The sequence below is a fragment of the Tahibacter amnicola genome, assembly GCF_025398735.1.
GTDB classification, from domain to species: domain Bacteria; phylum Pseudomonadota; class Gammaproteobacteria; order Xanthomonadales; family Rhodanobacteraceae; genus Tahibacter; species Tahibacter amnicola.
Window position 1 is genome coordinate 5,290,572 of record NZ_CP104694.1, and the last position, 26,214, is coordinate 5,316,785.

At 65.1% G+C, this 26,214-nt stretch carries 19 protein-coding genes; 6 read left to right on the top strand and 13 right to left on the bottom strand.

Annotated features, from left to right (window positions below):
- Window positions 1–152 precede the first annotated feature (152 nt).
- Complete coding sequence (locus tag N4264_RS20705; RefSeq protein WP_261694121.1) at window positions 153–1,940, top strand: peptide MFS transporter; 1,788 nt, start codon at window positions 153–155, stop codon at window positions 1,938–1,940.
- 52 nt (window positions 1,941–1,992) lie between these two features.
- Here the strand turns inward: N4264_RS20705 and N4264_RS20710 are convergent, their stop codons facing one another.
- Window positions 1,993–5,874, bottom strand: a complete 3,882-nt coding sequence (locus N4264_RS20710) for an EAL domain-containing protein (protein ID WP_261694122.1) — start codon at window positions 5,872–5,874, stop codon at window positions 1,993–1,995.
- A gap of 282 nt (window positions 5,875–6,156) precedes the next feature.
- Complete coding sequence (locus N4264_RS20715; protein ID WP_261694123.1) at window positions 6,157–8,421, bottom strand: TonB-dependent receptor; 2,265 nt, start codon at window positions 8,419–8,421, stop codon at window positions 6,157–6,159.
- Between the two features lie 361 nt (window positions 8,422–8,782).
- Here N4264_RS20715 and phnF point away from each other — a divergent pair, with 361 nt between their 5' ends.
- A complete protein-coding gene (gene phnF, locus N4264_RS20720; protein WP_261694124.1) occupies window positions 8,783–9,520 on the top strand; it encodes a phosphonate metabolism transcriptional regulator PhnF in 738 nt (245 codons plus the stop codon).
- Between the two features lie 62 nt (window positions 9,521–9,582).
- Here phnF and N4264_RS20725 read toward each other — a convergent pair whose 3' ends face one another.
- From N4264_RS20725 to rfbB, 6 genes are all read right to left on the bottom strand, one after another.
- The gene (locus N4264_RS20725; protein ID WP_261694125.1) at window positions 9,583–11,580 is read right to left on the bottom strand and encodes an alpha/beta hydrolase family protein; all 1,998 of its coding nucleotides are present in this window, start codon (window positions 11,578–11,580) and stop codon (window positions 9,583–9,585) included.
- 711 nt (window positions 11,581–12,291) lie between these two features.
- On the bottom strand, window positions 12,292–13,731 hold the full coding sequence (locus N4264_RS20730; protein WP_261694126.1) for a mannose-1-phosphate guanylyltransferase/mannose-6-phosphate isomerase: 1,440 nt from the start codon (window positions 13,729–13,731) through the stop codon (window positions 12,292–12,294).
- Between the two features lie 135 nt (window positions 13,732–13,866).
- Window positions 13,867–14,784 carry a dTDP-4-dehydrorhamnose reductase gene (rfbD, locus tag N4264_RS20735; RefSeq protein WP_261694127.1) on the bottom strand — a complete coding sequence of 306 codons (918 nt, stop codon included), beginning with the start codon at window positions 14,782–14,784 and terminating at the stop codon, window positions 13,867–13,869.
- Between the two features lie 34 nt (window positions 14,785–14,818).
- Window positions 14,819–15,382, bottom strand: coding sequence for a dTDP-4-dehydrorhamnose 3,5-epimerase (gene rfbC, locus N4264_RS20740; protein WP_261694128.1), 564 nt, complete (start codon window positions 15,380–15,382; stop codon window positions 14,819–14,821).
- Window positions 15,379–16,293: a glucose-1-phosphate thymidylyltransferase RfbA gene (gene rfbA, locus N4264_RS20745; RefSeq protein WP_425508287.1), complete on the bottom strand. Its 915-nt coding sequence runs from the start codon at window positions 16,291–16,293 to the stop codon at window positions 15,379–15,381. Before rfbA ends, rfbC begins: the two co-directional genes overlap by 4 nt.
- 28 nt (window positions 16,294–16,321) lie before the next feature.
- Window positions 16,322–17,377 (bottom strand): dTDP-glucose 4,6-dehydratase, encoded by a 1,056-nt coding sequence (rfbB, locus tag N4264_RS20750; RefSeq protein WP_261697674.1) that lies wholly within the window; start codon window positions 17,375–17,377, stop codon window positions 16,322–16,324.
- Window positions 17,378–17,630: 253 nt separating this feature from the next.
- Here rfbB and N4264_RS20755 point away from each other — a divergent pair, with 253 nt between their 5' ends.
- On the top strand, window positions 17,631–18,851 hold the full coding sequence (locus N4264_RS20755) for a GGDEF domain-containing protein (RefSeq protein WP_261694129.1): 1,221 nt from the start codon (window positions 17,631–17,633) through the stop codon (window positions 18,849–18,851).
- 121 nt (window positions 18,852–18,972) lie between these two features.
- On the opposite strand, the gene N4264_RS20760 is transcribed toward N4264_RS20755, so the two are convergent.
- The 3 genes from N4264_RS20760 to ssb form a co-directional block, all read right to left on the bottom strand.
- On the bottom strand, window positions 18,973–19,326 hold the full coding sequence (locus tag N4264_RS20760; protein ID WP_261694130.1) for a hypothetical protein: 354 nt from the start codon (window positions 19,324–19,326) through the stop codon (window positions 18,973–18,975).
- 180 nt (window positions 19,327–19,506) lie between these two features.
- Window positions 19,507–19,860: a DUF3887 domain-containing protein gene (locus N4264_RS20765; protein WP_261694131.1), complete on the bottom strand. Its 354-nt coding sequence runs from the start codon at window positions 19,858–19,860 to the stop codon at window positions 19,507–19,509.
- A 242-nt stretch (window positions 19,861–20,102) separates the two neighbouring features.
- Complete coding sequence (gene ssb, locus N4264_RS20770) at window positions 20,103–20,591, bottom strand: single-stranded DNA-binding protein (protein ID WP_261694132.1); 489 nt, start codon at window positions 20,589–20,591, stop codon at window positions 20,103–20,105.
- Window positions 20,592–20,855: 264 nt separating this feature from the next.
- On the opposite strand from ssb, the gene N4264_RS20775 reads away from it, so the two are divergent.
- Genes N4264_RS20775 through N4264_RS20785 form a run of 3 tightly spaced genes read left to right on the top strand, consistent with a single transcriptional unit; the run spans window position 20,856 to window position 22,950 of the window.
- Window positions 20,856–21,860, top strand: a complete 1,005-nt coding sequence (locus N4264_RS20775; protein ID WP_343232012.1) for a polyprenyl synthetase family protein — start codon at window positions 20,856–20,858, stop codon at window positions 21,858–21,860.
- 38 nt (window positions 21,861–21,898) lie between these two features.
- On the top strand, window positions 21,899–22,360 hold the full coding sequence (locus N4264_RS20780) for an SET domain-containing protein (RefSeq protein WP_261694133.1): 462 nt from the start codon (window positions 21,899–21,901) through the stop codon (window positions 22,358–22,360).
- Window positions 22,357–22,950, top strand: a complete 594-nt coding sequence (locus tag N4264_RS20785) for a HutD/Ves family protein (RefSeq protein ID WP_261694134.1) — start codon at window positions 22,357–22,359, stop codon at window positions 22,948–22,950. Before N4264_RS20780 ends, N4264_RS20785 begins: the two co-directional genes overlap by 4 nt.
- A gap of 3 nt (window positions 22,951–22,953) precedes the next feature.
- On the opposite strand, the gene N4264_RS20790 is transcribed toward N4264_RS20785, so the two are convergent.
- Together N4264_RS20790 and N4264_RS20795 are read right to left on the bottom strand one after the other, a co-directional pair.
- Window positions 22,954–23,640 (bottom strand): Fe2+-dependent dioxygenase, encoded by a 687-nt coding sequence (locus tag N4264_RS20790; RefSeq protein WP_261694135.1) that lies wholly within the window; start codon window positions 23,638–23,640, stop codon window positions 22,954–22,956.
- A 77-nt stretch (window positions 23,641–23,717) separates the two neighbouring features.
- Entirely contained in the window at window positions 23,718–26,180 is a 2,463-nt protein-coding gene (locus N4264_RS20795; RefSeq protein ID WP_261694136.1) for a TonB-dependent receptor, read from the bottom strand.
- Window positions 26,181–26,214 lie beyond the last annotated feature (34 nt).

Sequence of the window (26,214 nt, forward strand, 5' to 3'; positions counted from 1 at the left end):
TCCGGGCAGCGCCGCCGCCGTGGCCGGCCGGAACGGTGGCTATACTCCGCCACCGGCCGCCCCGCAGGGGTCGCGCCGCGCACCGTATCACCACGGGAGGGGGATGCGGGATCTACCCACCGCCGCCAGCTGGCAACGACGGACAAATCCGCATGGCTATTGCATCGACCGCACCACAGGAACTCCTGGGCCATCCCAAGGGGCTCTACGTCTGTTTTCTGACCGAAATGTGGGAGCGCTTCGCCTTCTACGGGATGAAGGCCCTGCTCCTGATGTATCTGACCAAATACCACCTGTTCACGGACGCCAACGGGTACCTGCTGCTGGGCACGTACGCGGGCCTGGCCTACGCCCTGCCCCTGATCGGCGGCATGCTGGCCGACCGCTACCTCGGCATGCGCAAGGCGGTGGTCTTCGGCGGCCTGCTGCTGGTGATCGGCCAGTTCGGCATGGGCTACATCGGCCAGGCGGCCACGGGTACGCCGGATGCGGCCGTCCGCGATGCGCTGGCCGTGCAGATCATGTATGCCTCGCTGGCGTTGATCGGCGTCGGCGTCGGATTTCTCAAACCGAACATTTCCACGATTGTCGGGCGCCTCTACCCGGAGAACGATCCGCGGCGTGACTCGGGCTTCACCATCTTCTATGCCGGCATCAATCTCGGGGCGATGCTGTCGAGCCTCGTCGTCGGCTACATCGGCTTCAACGTCGGCTGGGGCTGGGGCTTCGGTCTTTCCGGCGCGCTGATGCTGGTGGGCCTGATCCAGTTCCTGTGGGGCCAGCGCTACCTGGACGGCCATGCCGAGCCGCCGGACGCACAGGCCTTGCGCAAACCGGTCCTGGCCGGGCTGTCGGCCGAATGGCTGATCTATCTCGGCGGTATCCTCGTCACCGTCGCGATGTGGCAGGTGCTGCAGATCCGCATCGATTTCAGCTTCCTGGGCGGCATGTTCGGCGGCCACGAAGTCACGCTGACCGAGGTGCTGGCGGTCATTCTCGGCATCGGCCTGTTCATCTGGTTCGGCTGGTTCCTGTTCTCCGGCATCACCGCGCAGGAGCGCGGCCGGATGATCGTACTGATGGTGCTGATCGTGGTCAGCGCGCTGTTCTGGGGCCTGTACGAACAGACCTACGGCACCTGGGTGGCCTTCAACGACCGGCTGATGTCGACCGAATTCTTTCCGGGCATGATGACGGTGAAAGACCCGCCGCTGCCCTGGTCCATCCTTTCGCTGATTGTGATTCCGCTGGGTTTCGTCGCGGCCATGAAACTGGATGCCGCGCGCGCGTCGCTTGGCAAGGGCATCATCGCGGCCATCACCGTCGTGATGCTGGTGTGCCTGGTCCACGATGTCTTTATCGTCAAGCAGAACGCCGGGTCCCTCACCTTCCTGGGCTCACTCTTCGTCATCCTGCTAACGCCGGTGTTCACCGCCCTGTGGCCGATCCTCGACAAGTACGGCATCAATCCGTCCTCACCGGCAAAGTTCGGCATTGGTCTGATTTTCGCGGGCCTGGCGACGGGCATCCTGATGTATGCCGCCAAGCAGTCCGACGGCAGCCAGCTCATCTCCGTGTGGTGGCTGGTGGCCGCCTATTTCGTGCTGGAACTGGGCGAGATGGTGCTGTCACCGATCGGGCTGTCGGCGGTGACGCAGCTGTCGGTGTCACGCGTTGTCGGCCTGATGATGGGGGCCTGGTTCCTGTTCTCGGCCTTCGGCGAAATCATCGCCGGGCGCTTCGGCACCTGGGCCGCCATCACGCCGAATCCGGACGGCACCTTCGACAAGGCGAAGGCGCTGGCGGTCTACAGTGACGTGTTCGGCGATCTGATGTGGATCGGTGTCGGTGCCGGTGTGGTCATGCTGGCGCTGGCACCGATCCTGGCGCGCACGATGCGTGCCGCCCCGGCACACGGCGTCGTCGCCAGCGCGTCCTGAGCAGCGCCTTCCGCCTCCGTGGCGCGCAAGCGCTGCGGAGGCGTCGCGATCGTCAAACGGATGTGCGCTGCCGGTAGGTCCGGAACGCTTCGCGCACCTGCTCGCGCAGATGGTCGTCGTTCCAGGGCTTGGTCAGGAAACGGAAGATTCCGCCCCGATTGACCGACTCGGTGACCGCTGCCAGATCCGGATAGCCGGACAGCATGATGCGAACGGTATCCGGGTACAGGTCTTTCGCGGTGTCCAGGAAGGCCGCACCGGACATGCCGCTCATGCGCTGGTCGGAAATGATCACCTGCACCGGATTGACGGCGAGAACTTCCAGCCCCTGCGGACCGCTGGCTGCGGTCAGGATGCGGTAGCCCTCGCGCCGCAGCAACCGCTGCAAGGCGGCACGGATGGCAGCATCGTCGTCGACCACCAGCACGGTCCGCGCACTGTTATTCTCGGGCACCGGCATTGCCAGGCGCTTTCCACTGCGTAGCAGGCTGAGGAAGGCGTCGGCGGCCAGCGCCGGACTGAAATAGTGCCCCTGTATTTCGTCGCACTCGTGGCGGACGAGGAAGTTCAGCTGCGCCTGGGTTTCCACACCCTCGGCGATGACCGTCTGGCGCAGCCGGTGCGCCATGGCAATGATCGCCGCTGCAATCGTCGCGTCTTCGACGTTCTGCGAGATATCGGCGATGAACATGCGATCGAGCTTGAGCGTGGAGAACGGCAGGCGCTTGAGTTGAGCCAGGGACGAATAGCCGGTACCGAAGTCGTCCATCGCCAGCCCGATCCCCAGCTGGCTGATCGCCTGCAGCACGCCGACGGAACGATCGATGTCCTGCATGACCGCGGTTTCGGTCAGCTCCAGCTCAAGAAACTTCGGACTGAGCCCCGAGCGCCCCAGCGCGTCGCGCACCGTTCTGAGAAGGTCGCCACGCAGCAACTGCGTCGCCGAAACATTGATCGTAATCGGCACGATGTGCACGCCCGCCGCCAGCCAGGCCGCCTGCTGCGCGCAGACCGATCGCACGATCCATTCGCCGATCGCCACGATCATGCCGCTCTCTTCGGCGACGTGGATGAAATGCTCCGGCGACAGCAATCCGCGCGTGGGATGGCGCCAGCGGATCAGCGCCTCCGCACCGGAGGTCAGTCCCGTCGTGAGATCCACGCGCGGCTGGAAGTGCATCACGAACTGATCCTGCGCAATACCGGTACGCAGTTCTTCCTCGAGCGCCAGCTTCTCGGCGATACGTTCATTCACTTCACGGGAGAAATACTGGAACCGTTCGGTGGACCGTTTCGCCTGCTTGAGCGCCGCCTCCGCACAGGAGTACAGCGCATCGACAGACTGGCCATCGACCGGAAACAGCGCGATGCCGGCATGGGCCGTCAGGCGGATCGCCCGTCCCTCACTGACGAAGGGCTCGTCCAGGGCGGCGAACACCGTGTCCTGCAACAGCGCCGCCGCATCGTCCTCCCCGATGGGCGTTGCCAGCGCAAACAGGTCCGAACCGACGCGCGCAAAGGTATACGGCTCCTTGAGCGAGGCGTCCAGCCGGCGCGCGACAGCACGCAGCAGTTCATCGGCCGTGCTGCGCCCGAGAAGTTCATTGACCTGGCGGAAATGATCCAGATCGATCAGGACAACGGAAATCCGGTCGTGCCCGGGTGCGCTGGCGTGCAGGAACTGCGCAAGGCGATCGCGGAACAGCATCGCGTTCGGCAGTCCCGTCAGGTCGTCAAAATAGGCCAGGTATTCCAGGCGGGCCTTGTTTTCGATGCGGTCGAGCGCGACGGCAAGGTCGTCCACGATCCACTGCAGCAGTTCCACCTCCTCCGGCTCGAAATAATTCAATGCGTCCGCGTAAAGGACGAGCACGGCCACGACACGCTGGTCGACCACGACCGGGAACGCACCCATCGAGCGATGACCGCGCCGGTGCAGCTCGTCGTGTTCCGAAAGGAGCGTCGGGTCGGTTGATACGTCATTGACGATCACCGGACGCGCCACCAGTACAGCACGGGTCGCCGGGTGCGCGAGCTCGGCGGCCTCGACGCGCGTGGAGAAATAGGCCGGCTGCGAACCGGCGAGGTCACCACCGTGCGACGCCACGACGCGGCCCGTCCCCAAGGCGGTATCCACGACACCGGCCCAGGCCATCGCGAACACACCGGCATCCACCGAAACGCGGCAGGCCTCGCGCAGCAGTTCGTCGCGCTCGCCGCTTTTCATCATCGCCGTCGTCAGGGATGCGACGACGGAACGGAACCGGCCCAGGCGCACGATCTTGTCGTGCTGCTCCTTCCGTTCGGTGATGTCTTCGGCCACGGCGACAATGCGGTAGATATCACCGCCGCTGTTTCTGATCGGAAAGCCGCGTGCACGGATCCAGCGCAACTGGCCGTCCGGCCGGACGATGCGGTACTCGTGCTCGAAGCCCGCGGCACGCCCGCTGTCCGTATCGGTGCGCGCGACGCGGTCGCGGTCATCCGGATGAACCACGTCAAACCATGACGATGGCCGGTCGCGCAACGACTGGCAGCTCTTGCCCCACACCGTCGCGTAGGACGGACTGACGTAGAGCACCTCGTCGGTGCGCGCATCCACCAGGAAAAACACGGCGCTGATGTTCTCCGCCAGCTGGCGGAAACGCATTTCGCTTTCACGCAACTCGGCGATCGCCTGCCGGTGCGCCGTGATGTCTTCGGCGACGCCCGCCACGCGGTACAACACCCCGTGTTCGTCATAGATCGGAAAGCCGCGCGCGGCGATCCAGCGCACCGTGCCGTCGTCGCGGATGATCCGGTACTCGTACGCGAACCGCCCCTCCAGGTGCAGGTGCCGATTGCCCTGGTCAACGACTGCACGGTCGTCCGGATGGATCAACTGCATCCATGAAAGCGGTGTTTCATACAGGCTCTGGCAGCTGCGTTGCCAGATCTCCTCGTAGGCCCTGCTGACATAGAGTATCTGCGTGTTGTCCGGTGTCATCAGGAACAGCACTTCTCCCACATGATCGGTCATCTGGTGGAAGCGCCGCTCAAACTCGCGCGAACGCTCGAACGTTCGGACCAGCACCAGCGACTGGCTGAGCACGGTCGGCAAGACACCGGATGAAACCAGCGCCGGAACGCCCGTTGCGCCGCTTGCGTCGATGCCCACCACCAGCGCACCGACGGTTTCGCCGTGGTAGGCCAACGGAAATACGCGACAGGTCTGTGCCCCCAGCGTCACCGTCCATTCGCCGGACTGGTCATCGTGAGCTGCGGCCATGAGCGAGCTCAGCCACCGGCGCAGCTGCACCAGTGCGTCGGCCGAAAGTCCGATAGCCGGCTCGATCATGACCACGCCGTCACTGCCGGCAAGACACAACGCCGCAGTGGTCAGCCCGGCGTGATTGATCGCATTCAGGAACGCAGCGCGCAGCGCCTCCGCCGGGTTGCCGCCGCGCGACAGCGCATCGGCAACCACACCGAGCACAGAGAAGGCCGCAGAAAACGTCTCCTCTGCGGAAGCGGCGTCTTCCATTGCGCACCCGGCTTCCTCATCGTCACCAGCAGGCCGCGCCACGTAATGCCGCACGGTCTCGAGCAACGAGGCGCTCGATACCGGCTTGACCAGCAAGGCGTCATAGCCGGCTGCGACAGCGTCGGCCTCGGCGATACCGGCAAGCCGGCCTGCAACGGCGACCAGGGGCAGGTCACCGGAATGCGGCAGGCCGCGCACGCTGGCTGCCAGGGCCAGTCCTTCAGCGTCCGCCCGCGTCAGGTCGTGCAGGACCAGATCGAAGTGTGCCAGCAGCAGCGCTTCCAGTGCCGCTGCCGTGTTGGTCGCCAGGGTGACGTGAAGACCATTCAACGGCACGATCGCGCGCATGAGCCCGCTGGACTCGCAATCGCCGTCGACGACGAGGACATGTACGCCTTCCGCCGGCATCATGGCGCAATCCTCCTCACCGACCGGATCGGTCCGCGGGCCCTCGGCGGCAGGGTTCTGGCACTGCCGATGATTCCAGGTCTGTATGCCACAACTACACAACCCCGTCGACTTCGGCCACCGCGTCAATTTGCCGACGCGACCGGCGTGAGATGCCTTGCCCCGACAGTTCCTCGGCCCTGCGTGCGAAAGCGCCGTGGCGGAACTGTTACCGCCAATGAAATCCGTCGCGGCGCGATCCAATCGTCGGACACCTGCAACGCACGTGCCGCCGGGGCGCCGCGACTAGAATCGTGCGTCCACGCTCAGAAAGAGCAGGCGCGGCGCACCCTCCAGCAGGGTGGCAAATGCACCGGCGGGATCGGATTCCGTAAATCCGTTGCTCCCCAGCGTCGCAATATGGCGTTTGTCGAAGACGTTATAGGCATCGAGCGCGATGCGCAGCTGACGGATGGGTCCGACCGTGCTCCGCTGCCAGGCAAGTCCGGCGTTCCACAGCCAGAAGCCGGCAATACGCTGGTCGTTTGTATATGTGTAATAACGTTCCGATGTGTACTTTCCGGCAAGCTGTGCCGTCAGATCGCCAAAGCGATACGTCACGCCGGCCGATGCCAGATGGCGCGGCGAGTCCACCATGGTCTTCCCGGCCACACCCACCAGAGTTCCGGATGACACGTAGTCCGACCGGTAAGTCGAATCGGTGTAGGCGACGCTGGCGAACGCGCTGGCGGACCCGACCGGGTTGATCAGCAGGGCCAGCTCCGCACCGCGGGTGCGCGCCGAACCGACGTTGGCGAACTGGTTGGGGCAGCTGACAACACCCGGGCATGGCACGATGACCAGCTGCCGATCCCGGAATTGCACGCCAAACACGCTGGCCGAGAGCTGGTAGAAATCACTGCGTCGACGGTACCCCAGCTCCACGGTGCGCGACTGTTCCGGTCGCAGCGTCGGCTTGCTCTGGTCGAATGCCGCCTGGTCGAGCGACCACGCGCCGTTGACGCCTGGCCGGAATGCCGCCTGGTTTTCGCTGGTATTGGCGAATACATCACTGCGCGCATCGATACGCCAGCTGAGTCCGGCCTGCGGGAGAAACCCGTCCCTGGTCGTCAATCGGCCGCCGGCGCGTCCGGCAGCGACCACCGTGGCGTCGGTGATCACAGACTGCCCTTTGAAGCCGACGATCAGACGCAGCCGGTCGTCCGCCAGCGACCAGGTGTCCTGCAGGTACCACTGGCGAGTCCGCGTATCGAAACGCTGCCGGAACAGCAGGCCATCGAACTCGGCGGCGGCGAAGAAGCGGCCGTCGTCGATCGGCCCATCGATATGCACGAAGCCGCGTCCGGCACCGTGCACGCTGTCCTCTGCCCACGCGCCCCCTTCCACACTGTGATCGCCAGCGACGAGCGAGAAGCCGGCGATGACGCCGCTGCGCTCGATGTCGTAGCGCGTGATACGCAGGGCGACGGGAACCGTGGGCGAAGCGATGTAAGGCGTGAACCAATGGCCTTCGCCGACATTGCGATGGTAGTAGCCCACGGCATGCACGCCTGAGGCATCGTTCGGCCAGAAGTCGCCGCGCAGATAGACCAGGTCGTCATTGCGCAGCCCGCGTGCATCGTAATAGGCATCATCGCGCGTCGTGACGCAGCCGCTGAAGTGATCCGTGGCAGCAGCGACAGCGCGCTGCCAATCGGGGGCGTAGTTATCCCAGCCATAGCCGCAACGGCGGATCAGGCCGAGCGAGAGGTCCTGGTAGTCGGTTTCGTTGCGGCGTGAAAGGTCCGCATAGGCTGCCACACGCCCGCCATCCCACTCGTAGACCAGCTTGGCATTGATCTGCCGCTGGATTTGTGCGGCATCGTCGCCCTTCCACTTGCCCGCGGCCTGGTGCATCGCAGAGAAGTACCCGCGCATTCCACCCATGGGGCCGGTATCTACACGTGCAAAGCCACGCCGGGTGCCGTATTCGCCGACGGAAATCGCAGTTCGCGCCGCGTACGACGGCAGTGGATCGTCCGAATGCAGCAGGACAGTGCCGCCCAGGTTGCTGGTGGACGCGGTACGCAGGGCGCCGGCGCCCTGGGCCAGCTCCAGCTCGCGCAGGTTTTCCGCCGTAATGGCCCGGTTGGGCGACAGGCCGTTGTGGTTGGCGTAGCTGTTATCGCCCAGGGGCACGCCGTCGAGCGTATAGCCGAGCTGATTCTGGTCGAACCCGCGAATGGCAATCCGGTGCGACCACTCGTAGCTGCCCCAGGGGTCCGCCGCAACGAAATGCACGCCGGGCAGCTGTTCCAGCACCCGCAGCGGATTGATGCCCGGCGGACGGGTCCGAATGGCATCCGCCGCGACCCGCTGGACCTGGCGTGTTTCGCCATGCGCCACGACGGAAATCCCTTCCAGCGTGGTGGCGGAATCGCTTGCGGCACTGTCGCCGGGAGGCGTTGCACTCGCCGGCGCGTCCTCACCGGCGCGCGCTGCGATGCCGGGCGAAGCCGCCAGCACAACCGCGCATAACACGCCGACGCGTCGTCGATTGTTCGTTGCCATCGAACCGGGCTCAACCGCAACGGGCCACACGAAGTTGCCCGATCAGGGCACACGGCGATCCGGGTCGACCGGCACACGCGCATCCATCCGGCAGCAACACGGTCGCCGGTTCGGCCCATCGTCCGATTCTTGCCACTTCCTTCCGCCGTAGAGGCAGGATGCCACAAATCGATCGACCGGGCATGCGGCTGCGCGGCACGCGGACTGCACAGAAAAAGTTTACCAGGGTACTTTTTTACGATGACGCGCCGGCGACAGCCGGCCGCGACATGACCTTCACCGAAGTACGGTCAGCGTCATGTCCGCGCAACACGTCTTGGCGATGCTACCGCGTCTGCCCAGGCACGCCGGAGGACACCGCATGACGTCTGCAATACCGTTCGATCGTCACTCGGCCGAACCCCTTTGGCGGCAAATCGAACGCCACCTGAAACAGCGGATCGACCACACCGAATGGAAAGCCGGTGCACGCCTGCCATCGGCGCTGGCGCTGGCCGACGAATACAACGTCAACCGACATACCGTGCGCAGAGCCCTGGCGGCGCTTGAACATCGCGGCGTCGTGCGTACCCAGCCGGGACACGGGTCTTTTGTGTGCGAACCCGGCTATGACTATCGACTGGGACGGCACGGCATCGTCACGCCCATCCGACACGCCACGGAGCAGGAGGAGACCGCCCAGGTCCTCGGCGCCTGTCTGCGCGAACCCCCTCACAGGGTGGCGGAAGTGCTCGGACTGCTGCGTGGCGAACGCGCCTGGCTGGTGGAATCACGGAGCACGCGCGAAGGACATCTCGTCGAATACACCGAGGCCTGGTTGCCCGCCCCGCGATTTGGCGACCTGGATGTGATCTACCTGCGCACGGCGTCGATCACGCGGACGCTCGCCGCCTTCGGCGTGACGACCTGGTCGCGCCAGTTCACGCGGGTATCGGCCTGCCTGCCGGCCACGCCGATCGCGCGCCTGCTGGACCAATCGCCCCTGCGGCCGGTATTGCAGCTGGAATCACTCACGGTCGATGCGGACGGCCTACCCGTCCAATACGGCCTGACCCGGTTTGTCGGCGACCGCATCCAGGTCGTCGTCACCGGAGAATAGGCAACACCAATCGCGCTCCCGCGTGCGGCTCGCCGGCCGCACGCGGGATCACGCCGGAAGACTTACTCCGGCTTTGCCGGTGCGGCAGCCGCGTCGCTGCCGCTGGCATTGCCGATGTTCTGCGCCAGGAAGGCCAGGATGCGCCGGAAGCGTTCCTCGCGATTCTTCTCGTTGTAGAAACCGTGGCCTTCCGATGCCTCGTACAGCCATTCGTGCGCCACGCCCTTCTTTTCCAGGGCCATGTGCAGGTTCTTGGCATGTACGGGCGGAACGCGCTTGTCCTCGCCACCGGCGATCAGCATCACCTTGGCCTTGATGCGGTCGACATTCGGCAGCGCCGAGCGCTCGGACAGCTCGGCGCGGTCTTCACCGATCATCTCCTTGATCTCGTTCTCGCCATAGGCAGTCTGCTGCACGTCGCCGCGCGAGTACATCATGCGCAGGTCGTAGATGCCGGCATCGCCGATGGTGCAGCGATACAGGTCAGGCTCGCGCACGGCACCCTGCAGCGCCGCGTAGCCGCCGAAGCTCGTGCCCATGATGCAGATGCGCTTGGCATCCGCGACGCCCTGCTCGATGGCCCAGCGCGTTGCATCGGTGATGTCGTCCTGGATCTTCGCGCCCCATTCGCGGTCACCGGCATGCATGAACGCATCGCCATACCCCGTGGAGCCACGGAAATTCACCTGCAACACCGCGTAGCCGCGGTTCGCCAGGACCTGGACTTCCGGATCGTAGGACCACGTGTCACGCCCACGCGGACCACCGTGCACGAGCACCACCATCGGCAGCGACTTGGCGTTTTCCTTGCCCTGCGGCTTGGTCAGGTAGCCGTGGAGCGGCATTCCATCACGTGCCTTGAGCGAGATCGGCTCCATCGTGGCCAGCGATTCGGGCTTGACCCAGCCCGCCCGGTTGGCCAGGAACGTCGCTTTTCCGGCGTCGACGTCGTAGAGGTAGTACTCGCCCGGATTGACGTCGCCGTGGACCAGCACCACCACTTTCTTGCCGTCACGCGTGGCCGAGACGAAGCTCACGTCGTCACCGGCGAACTGCTGCATCAGGGTCGCCAGCACCTTTATCTCCGGCGCCTTCTTGTCGATCGGATGCACCGCGATGCGGCCCGGCATGGAGCGGACAGCCACGATATCCAGGCCGTCGAACGCGGTGACGTAGCCGTAGATGTCGCCTTCGGCGCTGGACCAGATCGGCTTGAGCTCGCGCTCCTTCGGCGACCACAGGCACAGGCCGCTGATCTTGCCTTTCGGCGCGCAGGCGAAGTAGGCGGCGGAATTGTCGCGGTTGAACATGACCGGGTACACACGGCCCTGGTCCTTGCTCTCCTGCATGACCAGTTCCCAGCCGTCCTTGCCGGGTTCCTTGTAGTACACCTGCTGCTTGCCATCGACGGTATCGCCCACGGCGAAGCGCGGGTTTCCGTCGTGGTCTGTCACCACGTCGGCGACGTAGCGGACCGGCAGCGTGATCGATTTGGCATAAGTACCTTTCTCCACATCCATCAGACGCAGCTCGGACATGGCGACTTCTTTCTCGCTCCACGGCTGCGCGCGGATCAGTACACGCTTGTCGTCATTGCGCAGCTCATCGACCAGGTACCCCCAGGCCTCTTCGCTGGTGGCCTTCTGCAGATGCGAACCGGTCTGCATGCCCGCGACGCGAAAGCCGAACAGGACGCTCTGGTTGCCGCCGTCGGCGTCGGTGCCATACAGCTCGCCGTACGACTGCGGCAGGTCGATGCCGCCGCGCTTTTCGCCGACGGAATAGATGAGGCGATCAGGCCCCACCCAGTCGTAATTGACGATCACACTGGAATTGCGGGGGCGGATGTTCACGCCCTTCATATCTTTGAGCGAGATCAGGGACAGCGCTTCACCGCCCTCGATCACCGACGTCACCGCCAGGTGCGTTCCCGTCGGCGAGATCTGCACGCTCGAATACTGCTGGTGGCGCGCGAAATCCGCGAGCGGAATTTCCTCCGCGCCGACCGTCGAAAAACCGCACAGGCCCGCCAGGGCCGGGACCAACATCCGCTTTTGCATGAAATCTCCTCTTGGCACGATGTGCCGCCCCAGCGCCGGCTGCGTTCACCGGCGCATTCTAAATGTGTGGTGTTCAAACGTATTGCAGAATTCCGCGTCGTCGGCACTGCCACGGACTATCGATTCCTCAAACCATCTTCTCCGCCACCGTGCCGCCCCTTCGCGGGCGGAGCACGCAAATTCCAGCCACCGATGACCCGTTTCGCCAAGCAAAGTTCGTCTCTTCGCGCTGTCGCCGTGAACCGCAATACCGCGACCGCATTCGGACCAGCACAGAACCTAGCGCAGTTGCATCCGTGAGCTGAACAAGGCGGCCGACACTCGCATACGGAAACACCCGCCCGCCATTGCCGGTGTACCTTTCCGCGTCCGAATCGTTGTATACCCAAGGAGCCCCCTGGAGCGGAAACCGGCGCGAAAACGCTGGTTTTCAATCCGGACCGTTCCAGGCTTCACGCAGGGACAATCGAAAATGGGTCCGCAGGATGATCATTCGTCTGGCGCGGCAACCTGTACCACTGGCAGCGCCGTACAGCGCCGCACTGCCAGTGCAGACTCACGCGTATCGGAAGGTGACCCAGGCGGGCGACGGCAAGCGTCCGTCGGCGACCGCAATGACACTCACGCGGCAGCGGCGCACACGCTAGCCCAGCGCAATCGCTACTGTCAACAGAACCCCACTACCCGATGCGGCGTCACCGGGACAGCGCTTCAGTCCTTGGCGGCAACGCGGCCGTAGCGGTCTTCCAGGCGCACGATATCGTCCTCGCCGAAGTAACCACCGCATTGCACCTCGATCAGGTGGATGTCTTCGGTCGTGGGGTTCTCCAGCCGGTGCACGGTGTTCATCGGGATATAGGCCGACTCGTTCGCATTGAGCAGGAACTCTTTCTCGCCAATGCGCACTTTTGCAACACCTTTTACCACCGTCCAGTGTTCACTGCGCCGGTGGTGCAGTTGCAGGCTCAGCACATGACCCGGCTTCACGACCAGGCGCTTGACCTTGCAATCTGCCGCATCTTCCAGAACGGTAAAACTGCCCCACGGCCGGTACACCGTCTGGTGGAAGGCCGCTGCGTCGTGCTTGTCGGCACGCAGGCGGTCGACGACCAGCTTGACCTGCTGGGCACGTTCGCGGTCAGCCACCAGGATGGCGTCGTCGGTATCGACGATCACCAGATCCTTGACACCGACAGCCGCCACCATGCGCTTGTCGCTCTGGATGTAACAATTGGAACTTTCCACAAGAATTGCCTGGCCCCGGACACGGTTTCCGTGCTCGTCGGATTCGGGCTCCAGCTCACTGATGGCCTTCCAGGAACCGATGTCGCTCCAGTCAAAACCGGCAGCGATCACGGCGCGACGATCCGCGCGCTCCATGACGGCGTAGTCGATGGAAATATCCGGCTGGGCAAGAAAGCTCTCGCGTGCGAATTCCACCGGGCTTTCGTGCGCCGTGGCATGCGCATGGCAGGCCTCCGCGGCGGCCAGCACATCCGGGCAGGCGGTGCGCGCCGCTTCAATCAAGGCATCCGCGCGGAAGCAGAACATGCCGGAGTTCCACACGTAGTCGCCGGAGGCAAGGTATTGCTCGGCGACCTCGCGCTGCGGCTTCTCGACGAAGGCGTTGACGCGACGACCTTCCAGCCCTTCGACCGCCTCCGCCATGCGGATGTAGCCGAACCCCGTTTCCGCATGCGTCGGCGGAATGCCGAAGGTCGCCAGCCAGCCCTGCTCGGCCAGCGCACGGGCGCGGCCGACGTCGGCGGCGAATGCGTCAAGGTCACGGATCAGGTGGTCCGCCGGCAGGACCAGCAGCACGGCGTCCGGGCTCACTTCGGCACGGGCGTAGAGTGCCGCGAGCAGAATCGCCGGCGCCGTATTGCGACCGGCCGGCTCCAGCAGGAACGGCAGGTGATCCAGATTGGCACGCGGATGCGTGGCGTATTCGTCACGCGTGAGGAAGTAGTAATCGCGACCGGTCACGGTCAGCACGCGCCCCTCGTCGGCCACGCGCAGCGCACGATCCAGCGTCTTGTACAGCAGCGTCTCGCCGTCGCCCATGCGCATGAACGGCTTGGGGTAGGCGCTGCGCGAGACGGGCCACAGTCGCGTACCCGCACCGCCGGACAGAATCACAGGAATCAGCATGACCAGGACTTCCACAGTGTAGGCGACGCCAGTGCGTCACCAGTCAGTTTAGCAATGCCGCCATGGGCGCCATCGTGCCGCCGCGTGTGCAGCACGAAGACGTCGCAGCGCCCCGGCCGGCGGGAACGGTGCAGCCTAGGCCAGCTCGCCCAGGACGTCGCGCAGGCCTTCCTGCCAGGATGGCAAGTGTAGCCCGAAGGTCTCGCGCAGATGGGACGTGTCGAGCACCGAGTAGGCTGGCCGGCGTGCCTTGGTGGGGAATTCGGCAGTCGTGATTGCCGCCACTTCGGGCATGCGCTCGATCAGGCCAGTGGCTGCCGCGCGTTCGAGGATCGCGGTGGCGAAGCCATGCCAGCTGCACTCTCCCTGGGAAACCAGATGGTAGGTGCCCGCAGTGCGGCGCTGCCTCTCCAGATCCCAGTCCAGCCAGCGCGACAGAGCCACCGCAGTGGCGATCGCAATCAGCCGCGCCGGGGTGGGCGCGCCGCGCTGGTCCGCGACGATGGTCAGGCGGTCGCGTTCGCGGGCAAGGCGCAGCATGGTGCGAAGGAAGTTTGCCCCGCGCGAGGCGTACACCCACGCTGTCCGGAAATTCAGGTGCAGGGCGCCGCTGGCGCGCAGTGCCTGCTCGCCGGCGAGCTTGGACGCACCATAGACGCCGAGCGGACCGACCGCGTCGTTGATCTGGTAGGGCCGCGTCGCACTGCCGTCGAACACATAATCGGTCGAATAGTGGACCAGCCCGATCGCGTGGTCGACCGCCCACGCCCCGAGGATGCCGACAGCCTGGGCATTCGCCCGCATGGCAGCTTCGGCCTCGTCTTCGGCGCGATCTACGGCGGTATACGCGGCAGCGTTGACGATCAGGCCCGGATTCACCTCGTCGCACAGGGCGACCAGGGATTGGGGCTGGTCCAGATCAGCGCGCAGGCAGCTGGCACCGCCAGGCAGCTGGCCGGACCGCGTCGTCGGCACGACCTCACCCAGCGCGGCGAGTGCACGCTGCAATTCGAAACCGACCTGACCGTTGGCGCCGAGCAACAGAATCTTCATGGACGCATTCCCTGCGCTGGATTGTGGTCCGCGCTCACGCCGGCGCCGTGTAGCGCGGCAGGCGGTCGACGGGAATTTCTTCCAGGAACGGTGCCTTCTGGTCCTTGGCCGACAGCGACGGCGCACCGACCGGCCAGTCGACAGCGATGGCGGCATCGTCCCAACGCACGCCGGCGTCCGCCTTCGGGTCGTACAGCGCGGTGCACTGGTAGGCGAAGGTGGCCCATTCCGACAGCACGACGAATCCGTGTGCGAATCCTTCCGGCACCCAGAAATGGCGGTGATTGTCGGCCGACAGCATCACACCTGCCCATTGACCGAAGGTCGGCGAACCATGGCGGATATCCACCGCCACGTCGAACACCTCGCCCTCCAGCACGCTGACCAGCTTGCCCTGCGGATTGGGCCACTGGTAGTGCAGGCCGCGCAGCACGCCGCGCGCCGAACGCGAGACATTGGACTGGACGAAGCTCAGGTCCAGGCCCGCATCCTTGAACTTTGCGGCATTGTAGCCTTCGTAGAAAAAACCACGCTCATCCTTGAACACCGCCGGCTCGATCGCCACGCATCCCGGCAGTTTCGTCTGGATAACCTTCACGCCACCACCCCGTGTTCGGCGATCTGCAGCAGATACCGGCCATAACCGTTCTTCGCGAGCGGCCTGGCCAGGGCGCGCAGCTGGTCGGTGTCAATCCAGCCGTTGAGGTAGGCGATCTCCTCCGGGCAGCACACCTTCAGGCCCTGCCGGTTTTCGATCGTCTCGATGTAGTTGGACGCCTGGACCAGGGAGTCGTGCGTGCCGGTATCGAGCCAGGCGTAACCACGGCCGAGCTTCTCCAGCATCAGGCTGCCGTCTTCGAGGTAGCAGCGGTTGAGATCGGTGATCTCCAGCTCGCCGCGCGCCGATGGCTTGAGCGAGGCGGCGTAGTCGCAGGCGCGGCCGTCGTAGAAATACAGCCCGGTCACGGCATAGTTGGATTTGGGCTTGGCCGGTTTCTCCTCCAACCCCACCACCTTGCCGGAGGCATCGAATTCGGCCACGCCGTAGCGTTCCGGGTCGTGCACGTAGTAGCCGAAGACCGTGGCGCCGGCATCACGCGCGGCGGCGCGCTTGAGCAACTCGGTCAGGCCGTGGCCGTAGAAGATGTTGTCGCCCAGGATCAGGCAGGACGGGTCGCCAGCGACGAAGTCACGACCGATGAGATAGGCCTGCGCCAGACCGTCCGGCGAAGGTTGCACGGCATAGGTGATCTGGATGCCCCACTGGGAGCCATCGCCTAGCAGCTGCTTGAACAGTGCCTGCTCGTGCGGCGTGTTGATCACCAGCACTTCGCGGATGCCCGCCAGCATCAGCACGCTGAGCGGGTAATAGATCATCGGCTTGTCGTAGACGGGCAGCAGCTGCTTGCTGACCACCTGGGTCAACGGGTACAGCCGCGTGCCGGACCCGCCGGCCAGAATGATGCCTTTCTTACTTGCCACGATGTCACCTGCCTTGCCGGAGTGCATCCGGATCGTCGTCGTGCCGGGTGCCGCCTCAGGCGCCGCCCAGCCGTTCCATGCGATAGCTGCCGTCGAGCACGCGATTGCACCAGGCCTGGTTGTCCAGATACCAGTCGACCGTGCGCGCGATGCCGCTTTCAAAGGTTTCCGCCGGGCGCCAGCCGAGCTCGCGCTGCAGCTTGGAAGAATCGATCGCGTAGCGGCGGTCGTGGCCGGGACGATCCTTGACGTAGGTAATCAGCGATTCGCGCTTGCGTCCGTCGGCCAGCGGCTGGCGCTGGTCGAGCAGCGCACAGATCGTCTTGACCACGTGGATGTTCTCGCGCTCGGAATCGCCGCCGACGTTGTACACCTCGCCCGTGCGGCCCGCCTCGAGCACGCGCTGGATCGCGCGGCAATGGTCGCGCACGTAGAGCCAGTCGCGCACATTGCGGCCGTCGCCATAGACCGGCAGCGCCTCGCCCCGGAGTGCCTTCTGCACCATCAGCGGAATGAGTTTTTCCGGGAACTGGTAGGGCCCGTAGTTATTGGAGCAATTCGTGGTGAGCGTGGGCAGGCCGTAGGTATGGTGGAACGCCCGCACCAGATGATCGGATGCCGCCTTGGACGCCGAGTACGGCGAATTGGGGGCGTACGGCGTTTCTTCGGTGAACTTGCCGACCGGGCCGAGGGAGCCGTAAACCTCGTCGGTGGAAACGTGCAAAAAGCGGAAAGCGTCCTGGCGATCCAAAGACAGCCCGCGCCAGTAAGCCAGGCAACGCTCCAGCAGGTTCAGCGTACCGACGACGTTGGTCTGCACGAACTCGGCAGGCCCGTCGATGGAACGGTCAACGTGCGATTCGGCGGCGAAATTGACGATCGCGTCGGGCTGGTGTTCCTGGAGCAACGCTTGTACCTGTGCCGCATCGCCGATGTCGCCCTGCACGAAGCGGTGATCCGCATGGCCGCGCAGGGATGCCAGCGTATCGAGATTGCCGGCGTAGGTGAGCTTGTCGAGATTGATGATGCGCCAGCCGCCCTGGGCCAGCATGTCGAGCACGAAATTGCCGCCGATAAAGCCGGCGCCGCCAGTCACAAGCAGGGTCTTCATGCGCTCCGGTCGCTCCGAACGGGTCCAGCCCGGCCAGGGGCGGCCGGGAAAGGCGGGGAGGTTACCAGAAGCACCGCCTGCTTGCCTCAGCAGCCGCGCCCGCCGGGACCGAAGCGCGGGTGGCGCCAGAACTGTGAAGCGCAGCGTGAGTTCACCGTGAAACCCCTGAAAATAGGGGTTTTTCCGGGTACTGGTACGCTGTCCCGGGGAAAAACGCCGCGATATAGTCGATCCAGGCCACGTGGAGGCGAACATGACCACGTCCCTTGACTCCATCTTCACAATGGCAGTCTGGATACCCGCCGCAGGCGCCGCAGTGATCGGCCTGCAGGCCTTCCTGCTGCATCGGGTCACCCGCCAGGCGCCTCTCCGGCTGCTCGCCATCGCCTGGGCCGCGGCGGCCCTCGCTCCTCTTTTCCTCGTGCTGGCCGCGACCGTGCCCGGATTGCGCACGCCTGGCTGGTTGGCCTCACTTGCCGCAACAACGGCGTTCACCGTCGCACAAATGCGCGCTTGTGCACTATTGGCTGGCACGTCCCGTCGCTGGGCCGGGCTGCCGGGCGTCCTGCCCCTGGTGGTCGGCATCGTGCTGATCGCCAGGGACGTGCCCTATTCGCTGCAGACTGGCCTGCTGGTGTACGGCAGTCTCCTTGCCTGCGCCCAGGCATCAGCAGCCTGGCAGCTGTGGCGGCGTGCCATCCAGCCTGCCGGTGTCGGGCTTGCGACGCTGCGCCTGGCCCTGCTGGCGCAGGCCGCGATGGCGTTCTTCGGCGCAGTGGAGCTGGCCCGCACACTGCCCGCGGCGGCGCCTTCGGCTGGCCTGGTGTTTCCGGTGTTCTACGGCCTTTCATTGCTGCTGGTCGCCTGCGGACTGGCCGTCGCCACACTCGAGGACAACACGCGCAGCTGGGCCTTGCGCAATCGCCACCTGCTGGCAGACAACCGCCGGTTCCGGGTCGAGGCCGAACAGGATGCCTTGACCGGCGCGCGCAACCGCCACGCCTTCTTCCACCTCATGGACGAATTCGCCGCTCTCAAGCTGGCGATCAACGGCGTGGTCGCCGTCGTGGACGTGGACAACATGAAGACGCTCAACGACGAATACGGCCACGAGGGTGGCGACGCTGCACTGGTGCGCGTCGCCCAGGCCATGCGCGCGCTCGTGCGCCGCGACGACCACCTGTTCCGCTGGGGCGGCGATGAATTCCTTCTGGTCGCCGTCACGCTCGACCTGACAGAGTTCCGCCAACGCCTGGAGTCGCTCAATGCACGACTGCAGCAGCCGGAGCCGGCGGTACGGGTGTCGTTCGGTTGCGCCGAATTTGGCAAGGCGTCGGAACTGAATGACGCCGTGCATCGCGCGGACATGGCCATGTACGAACAGAAACGCCGCCGCAAGAATCCACCGCGCGATTGCCGCGGCATCTCATCCACACTCAAACCGATGCGGCACGGCCGGAATGTCGTCGCGTGAGCGCTACTTCTTGCGCAGCAACCCGTGACACACCCGCACCATCATCGCCAGCCCGGTCGACCACGACAACACTGGACGCGGCCCGTTCGCGCCGTTGGCGGCAATTGCCTCGCCCCCGTCCCTATGACTTGTCGGGCTCGACCGCTTGCGCAGCTTCCCAGAGGCGCAAGGCTTCTTCCCGCGTCAACATCCAATCGGCCACCGCTTCTTTCGATGCCGTCGTATGGAACGCCCCTTCCAGCACCACCGAATGGCAATACGGGCAACGCGGGGGAGCCGCGAGCGAGATCCGGCCGCCACATTCGCAGGGCGGGCAATCCAGGACCCGATCGGCCTCCGCCGCCATGTTGCGCACGCACTGCTCGACGGCGGCGAGGTCAGTGCCAATGCAGAACGCGGTGCGCGCAGTGGCGATGCGATCGTACAGGTCACCATACTGATAGCCGCAGAGATGTTGCCGGGCTTCCCTGCCCACGCGCGTACTGCGGGTCAGTGTCCAGCTGCGCCTGGTGCCACGCCTGGTGCGCGGGCGAGTTGAAGCAATGGACGTGCAGGTACACGTCCGGGCGAAGTTCATGCGCCGGATGCACCGCATCCGAAAGCGCATCGTGGCTGCCGCCGCAGGCGAGGCAACGTCGGAGCCCATCCGGACGATTCACGGCCTGCCCCACTCCACCAGCCGGATCCGCGGCACGCCCGCGCAGTCGTGCACCACCACCGTCACTGCCTCGGCAAAATCGTCGCCACTGATGGAGACATAGGCCCAGCCCAGGTCGCCCTTGCGGCGGTCAGGCCAGCTTTCCATGGTTGCCATGAGTTCGATGTGGTCGGCCCCACTGTCGGCGTAGGACGTCATCGTTTCGTACTCGGCAGCCAGTGCCTCGGGGCCCAGGTCTTTTTGCACCTCGGCGCTCAGCAGGGAATGCGCGTCGTCAAATCGACCGGCGACCAGGTGCTGGGCGAACGCCAGCGCCGTATGCGCGTAGGGGGCGTCGTGATTGGCTTGCATCGTCGCTCCTTTGCAGCGCGGAAACGCATCACTATCCGGTACGGCGAACCCGCGCCACGCTGTTGATCTCACGCTGATACGCGGCCGGTACGTGCGTGGGCAGGTCTGAAACGGCTGCCTGCCTTGTTCTTTCGCCCCCTGGAGTCAGGGGGTGGCCAAACGCTGGCAATGCCAGCGATTGGCGAGGGTGCAGGGGTGCGTTGGCGCCGCAGCCATTCAATCGGCCGCTTGCTCGGACTTCCTCAGAACGGAATTTCGTCGTCATCAAAGCCGGTGTTCTGCACCGGCATCGGCGCGCTGCGCTGCGGCGCCGACTGCGGGCCACGGGCCGGACCACGCTCGGAGCGCTCGCGGCCGCCGCCACCGCCCATGCCGCCGGAACCACCGCCTTCACCGCCACGACCGCCGAGCATCTGCATTTCGTCGGCGATCACGTCGGTGGAATAGCGCTTGACGCCGTCTTTCTCCCACTCTTCCGTGCGCAGCTTGCCTTCGACATAGACCTGGCTGCCCTTCTTCAGGTACTCGCCGGCGATCTCCGCCAGGCGGCCGAAGAACTTGACGCGGTGCCACTCGGTCCGTTCCTGCTGCTCGCCCGTCTGCTTGTCTTTCCAGGACTCGGAGGTGGCGATGCGGATGGAGGTGATAGCCGAGCCGCCCGGGGTATAGCGGGTTTCCGGATCCGCACCGAGGTTGCCGACGAGAATGACCTTGTTGATGCCACGTGCCATGGGATTTCCTTGCAGAAAGGGGGCGGGCCCGACGGCCCGCATTGGAACGAAACATTACCACGGGGGCCGCCCCCGGCGCCCGCGGCGGTGTCCGGCGCAAGCCTGGGAAAACGCCGTCTCAAAAGCTGGGAAAGTGTCGGAAAAGGCTGCAGGAATCGGCCCGGAACCGGCCAGGGCGCGCGCGCTGGCGCGACGACACGACGCAACAGCACCGCCGCCGGCCCCGCTATAATCGCCGGACGACCCACCGGATCCAGCCACCCGATGTCCACAGCCGCCGCGGCATTGCCTGTCAACCTTCGTGATTTCGCCTCGGTGCAGGCCCTTGCCCGGCCGGGAATGAACGCCGTCGACCAGCTCATCCGCAACCGGCTGGCTTCCGACGTGGTGCTGATCAACCAGATCTCGGCCCATATCATCGGCAGCGGCGGCAAGCGCCTGCGTCCGATGCTGCACCTGCTGGCGGCCGAGGCGGCGGGATACCGGGGCGAGGAACACATCCAGCTGGCGGCCGTCATCGAATTCATTCACACCGCCACCCTGCTGCACGACGACGTGGTCGACGAATCCGACCTGCGCCGCGGCCGCAAGACGGCCAATGCCGTGTGGGGCAACGCGGCCAGCGTGCTGGTCGGCGACTTTCTCTACTCCCGCTCGTTCCAGCTGATGGTGGAGCTGGAGCGCATGCGCGTCATGCAGATCCTCGCCGATACCACCAATGCGATCGCCGAAGGCGAGGTGCTGCAGCTGCTCAACATCGGCAATCCCGACACGAGCGAGGAAGCTTACCTGCGTGTGATCGAGCGCAAGACGGCCGTACTGTTTGGCGCGGCCACGCGGCTGGGCGCCGTGCTCGCCAACCTGCCGGCGGCGCAGGAGCAGGCCCTGTACGACTACGGCATCAACCTCGGCTACGCCTTCCAGATTGCCGACGACCTGCTCGATTACGTCTCCGACGCCAGCACGCTTGGCAAGAACATCGGCGACGACTTGGCCGAAGGCAAGCCGACCCTGCCGCTGATCTACGCCATCGCCCGCAGCGAGCCGGCCCAGGCCGCCAGCCTGCGCCGCGCGATCGAAACGGGCGGCCTGGATTCGCTCGATAACATCATCGGCGCCATCCGCGATTCGGGTGCGCTGGAACTGGCGCGGGAAAAAGCGCTCGGCTACGCACAGGCGGCACGCACGTGCCTGGCGGCACTGCCGGCATCGGTGGCGCGCGACGCGCTCGACTCGCTGGCGGTGTACTCGGTGGACCGGTCGCACTGACGCGCCGCGACCCTGCCATCCCCCAAACCGGGCATCCCATGATTCTTCCGAAATACCACGTCGCCCCCTCCCGCATCGCCGGCGCCGGCAAGGGCCTGTTCCTGGATGAACCCGTGGTGCGCGGGCGCCTGATCACGGCGCCCGACGCTATTGCGCAGGTCTATCGCTTCGACGAAATCAGCCGCATGCCCAACGCGGCGGAGCTGTTGCCGGCGACGGTACGCTGGTTTGAGGATCGCTACACCGTGTCGCCCGAGTGGCCGGACGAGTGCTACATCAATCACGCCTTCGAGCCCACCGGGCTGTGGCACCTGGGTTTCGTGTTTGCCGCCCGCGATCTGGACACCGGCACTGAAATTACGGTGGATTACCGCCACCTCCTTGCTCCCGGCCAGCACGAGGATTTCCACGATGCCAGCACCGGCCATCCGATCATCGGCTTCAGCTGGGAGGAAAGCCTGCGCCAGTCCACCGAGCAGTTGCGCGGCCTGATCGCATGAGCCTGGCCAGCGTCCGCCATCTGCACCCTGCCAGTTACCGCCGCATGGCGTGGAAAAACGGCGGCGGCATCACGACGGAACTGGTCCGCTCACCCGCCGATGCGGAGAACTATGACTGGCGCGTATCGATCGCGGACATTGCCCAAGATGGTGATTTCTCCATCTTTCCCGGAATTGACCGGCAGCTGATGTTGCTCGAAGGTGGCGGCATCGAGCTGGTCATCGGCACCGATGAACCCACGCGGCTGGAGCAACGGTTCCGGAAGGTCGCCTTCCCTGGCGAAGCCCCGGTCAATTGTTATCTGCTCGATGGCCCGACGCGCGACTTCAATGTGATGTGCCGCCGCGGTGCCGTCGATGCGGAATTGCTGGCCCGCACGATCGTCGGCCCGATGCTGCTGTTTCCCGCGGCCGACACGACGTGGCTGCTGTACGTGGTGAACGGCCATGTCCAGGTGAAGGCGCCCGCCGTTGCCGCGGAAGCCGGTGACACACTCATCGTCACCTTCAACGATGCGACCCAGCCGGTTGTTCTCAACGGCGCGGGCGAGCTGGTACTGGTGCGCTTCAAGCCGACGCCGCCGGCCTAGCCGTCAGACGTCGGTCCAGCGTCTGAGCAGGTTGTGGTACACGCCGACCAGCTGCACCATGGCCGGATGTTCGGCCACGTCCTGATTGAGGTTCTGGATCGCGATATCCAGGTCGAACAGCAGCCGGCGCTCACCCTCGTCGCGCACCAGGCTTTGCAGCCAGAAGAAGGAAGCCACGCGCTCACCGCGCGTGATCGGCATCACCTGGTGCAGGCTGCTTGACGGGTACAGGATAAGGTCACCCGCCGGCAGCTTGACGCTGTGCGAGCCGTAGGTGTCCTCGATCACGAGCTCGCCGCCATCGTATTCGTCGGGCGCGCTCAGGAACAGCGTGCAGGAAAGATCGGTCCGTACCGGTTCGCGGTTGTCGCCGGTACGCGGATAGCGCACCGCATTGTCGACGTGAAAACCGAACGACTGCCCTTCGCGGTAGCAGTTGAACAGCGGCGGAAAGATCCGTCGCGGCAAGGCGCCCGCCACGAAGGTGGGATGTCGCTGCAGCCGCTCCAGGATCAACGCGCCCAGTTCGCGCGCCACCGGGTGGTCATCCGGCAGCTGCAGGTTGTTCTTGCTCCTGGCCGACTGGTAGCCCGCCGTCACACGGCCGTCGGACCAATCCGCGACCTGGAGCTTCTCACGGCAGGCCTTCACTTCCGCCGGGGTCAGCACGTTCTCGATATGCAACAACATCACTGCCCCCGGGGGAATACGCCGCGGACCACTCGTCCGCGGCGCAGCCTATCTCATCACTACCGCGATGTCCGTCCTCAGAACGAGTAGGTCGCCGACAGCACCGCCTGGCGCGCATCGCCCGGCGTGGCCCAGCCGTTGGCGTTGGTGCGGATACGGGTGTAATAGGTCTTGTCGAACAGGTTGTTGACGTTGAGCTGCAGACGGAAATCCTGGTTGACGTTCCAGGCCACCATTGCGCGATGCAGCCAGTACGCGTCCGACTTCGGCAGCACGCCGGCGATATTCGTGGCCGAGTGCTGGCCGACGTAGAAATCGCCCTGGTAGCTCGCGCCGTAGCCGAACTGCCAGCTGCCAACGTCCATCGTCGTCCACAGGTTGAACGCGTGTTCCGGCACGCTCAGCAGGTCATCGCCGCGTGTGTAGTCCCGGCCGGCCGAAGCGGCGAAGTCCGAGGCGCCCTGCAGCACTTCGCTGTCGAGGTAGGTGTAGTTGGCGTACACGGCCCACTTGTCGGTCACCATGCCACTGACACCCAGGATCACGCCGTCGACGCGCGCGCGGCCATCCAGCTGCTGCTCGCCCGACGGATTGGCTTCGTTGCCCGGATCATTGACGCGGTAGTTCTTGCGATCATTGCGGAACACCGAGGCGGTGAGCGAGAGGCGATCGTCCAGCAGATCCCACTTGGTGCCGAGTTCCAGGTTGACCGCGGTTTCCGGATCCAGGTTGCAGTTCACGGTGCCGGCGGTGATGTTCGCCTGGATTGCCGGGTTGCAGGTGCCGTTGACCGAACTCTTCGAGGGCGTCTTCGCGTTGCCGTAGGCCAGGTAGATGCTGCCGGCTTCCACCGGCTTGAAAACAACGCCGGCGCGGTAGGAGAACAGGTCATCGCTGTTCTTGGCCGGTACTGCCGCGCCGGTCACCGTGCCGATCGGCCCGGCCGAATTGCCGGCGTTCTGGACGACGTTGTAACCGGTGGTGCTGCCTTCGTTGTGCTCGTAGCGCGCGCCCAGATTGAGCGACCACTGCTCGTTGAACTTGAGGTTGTCGAACACGTACAGGGCGCTGTTATCCAGCTCGCCGTCGGTCTTGCTGGTCAAGGTGCGGTGACGCGGGCCGGTCCAGTAGGTCTGCGGGCGATACGGATCGAGGAACGGATAGTGCGCCGGCGCCGTGTACGGATTGCTGCCGTCGGCATTGCGGAATTCCGCCGTGCCGTCCAGTTCGAAACTTTCATGCATCAGGGAGAATCCGCCAACCAGGGTGTGCTGGATCGCACCGGTGTCGAAATTGGCGGTCAGGTCCGTCTGGTTGACCAGCATGCGGTTGGTCGTATCCCGGCCATTGCCGCGCGGACCACCCGGCAGCCAGCTGCCGGCCGGAACGGTGACATCCGTCGCCACGTTCGGCGGGTTCTGGCGCACCACGCAGCTGGCACCCGTCGGCGTCAGGTTGTTCGGCATGCAGAAGGTGCCGCCCGGCGCGGAGACGATGGTGAATACCGACACCTTCTGCGCGCGGGTGAAGTTGCGCAGCGACAGCTGGTCGTTGAAGGTGTGCTGCAGAATGGCTGTGAAGCTGTCGACCTCAATCTCCTGCGTGTCGACATTGCGATTGCCGTAGTAGGTTTCCGGATCCAGGCCCGGCAGCGGAATCGCCGAATCACCGACATGGAAGAACGGCACGCCGTACTGCGGGATGTTGTCATCCTTCTGATGCAGATAGCTCAGCGTGAAGGTCGTGTCCGAGCCCAGGCCGAAGGCAATCGACGGGGCGAAACCCCAGCGCTTGAAGGTTTCGACGTCACGACCCGGCGCGTCATTGCGGTGCGCCATCAGATTCAGGCGGAACGCTGCCGATTCGCCAATCTTGTGGTTCGTATCGGCCGTAAAGCGACCGTAGCTGTCGGTGCCGGCGGCGCCGGTCACATGGGTGAAATCGTCGTCCCTGGCAGCCTTGCTCACCAGGTTGATCGTGCCACCGACAGAGCCTGCACCCGAATACACCGAGTTCGCGCCGTTCACCACTTCCACCTGCTCCAGGTTGAAGGTGTCAGAACGCGAATACTGCGCGCTGTCACGCACGCCGTCGGCCTGGATGTCGGTGCTGGACGCAAAGCCGCGCAGGTTGATGCTGTCGCCGAAGCCGCCGCCGCCTTCGCCGGCGCCAAAGGTGATGCCCGGCAAGGTCGACAGCACGTCGCGCAGCGACAGCAGGTTCTGCTCGGCAGCGACCTTCTGCGGCACGATGCTCACGGTCTGCGGGGTATCGCGCAGCGGCGCGGTGTACTTGGGCGAGGCGGGTTCGGCGCGCGTGGCGATGCCCTGCACGTCGACGGCGTCCAGCTCGGTTTCCTCGCGACGGCTCGAGCGGCTGGCCGCGTCAGCAGCGTCCGGGGTATCCGGCGTCTGTGCAGCGAGCGACTCGGTTTCGGCAGCGAAGACCGGCGCACCGGAGAGCAGCGCAAGGCCCAGGGCGGTCGCCATCAGGCGCTTGGGGGTACCGGCGGACGAGGTGATGAACGACGAAACAGTCATGAAACTTCCCTGAAAACAATGAATGCGATGGGTG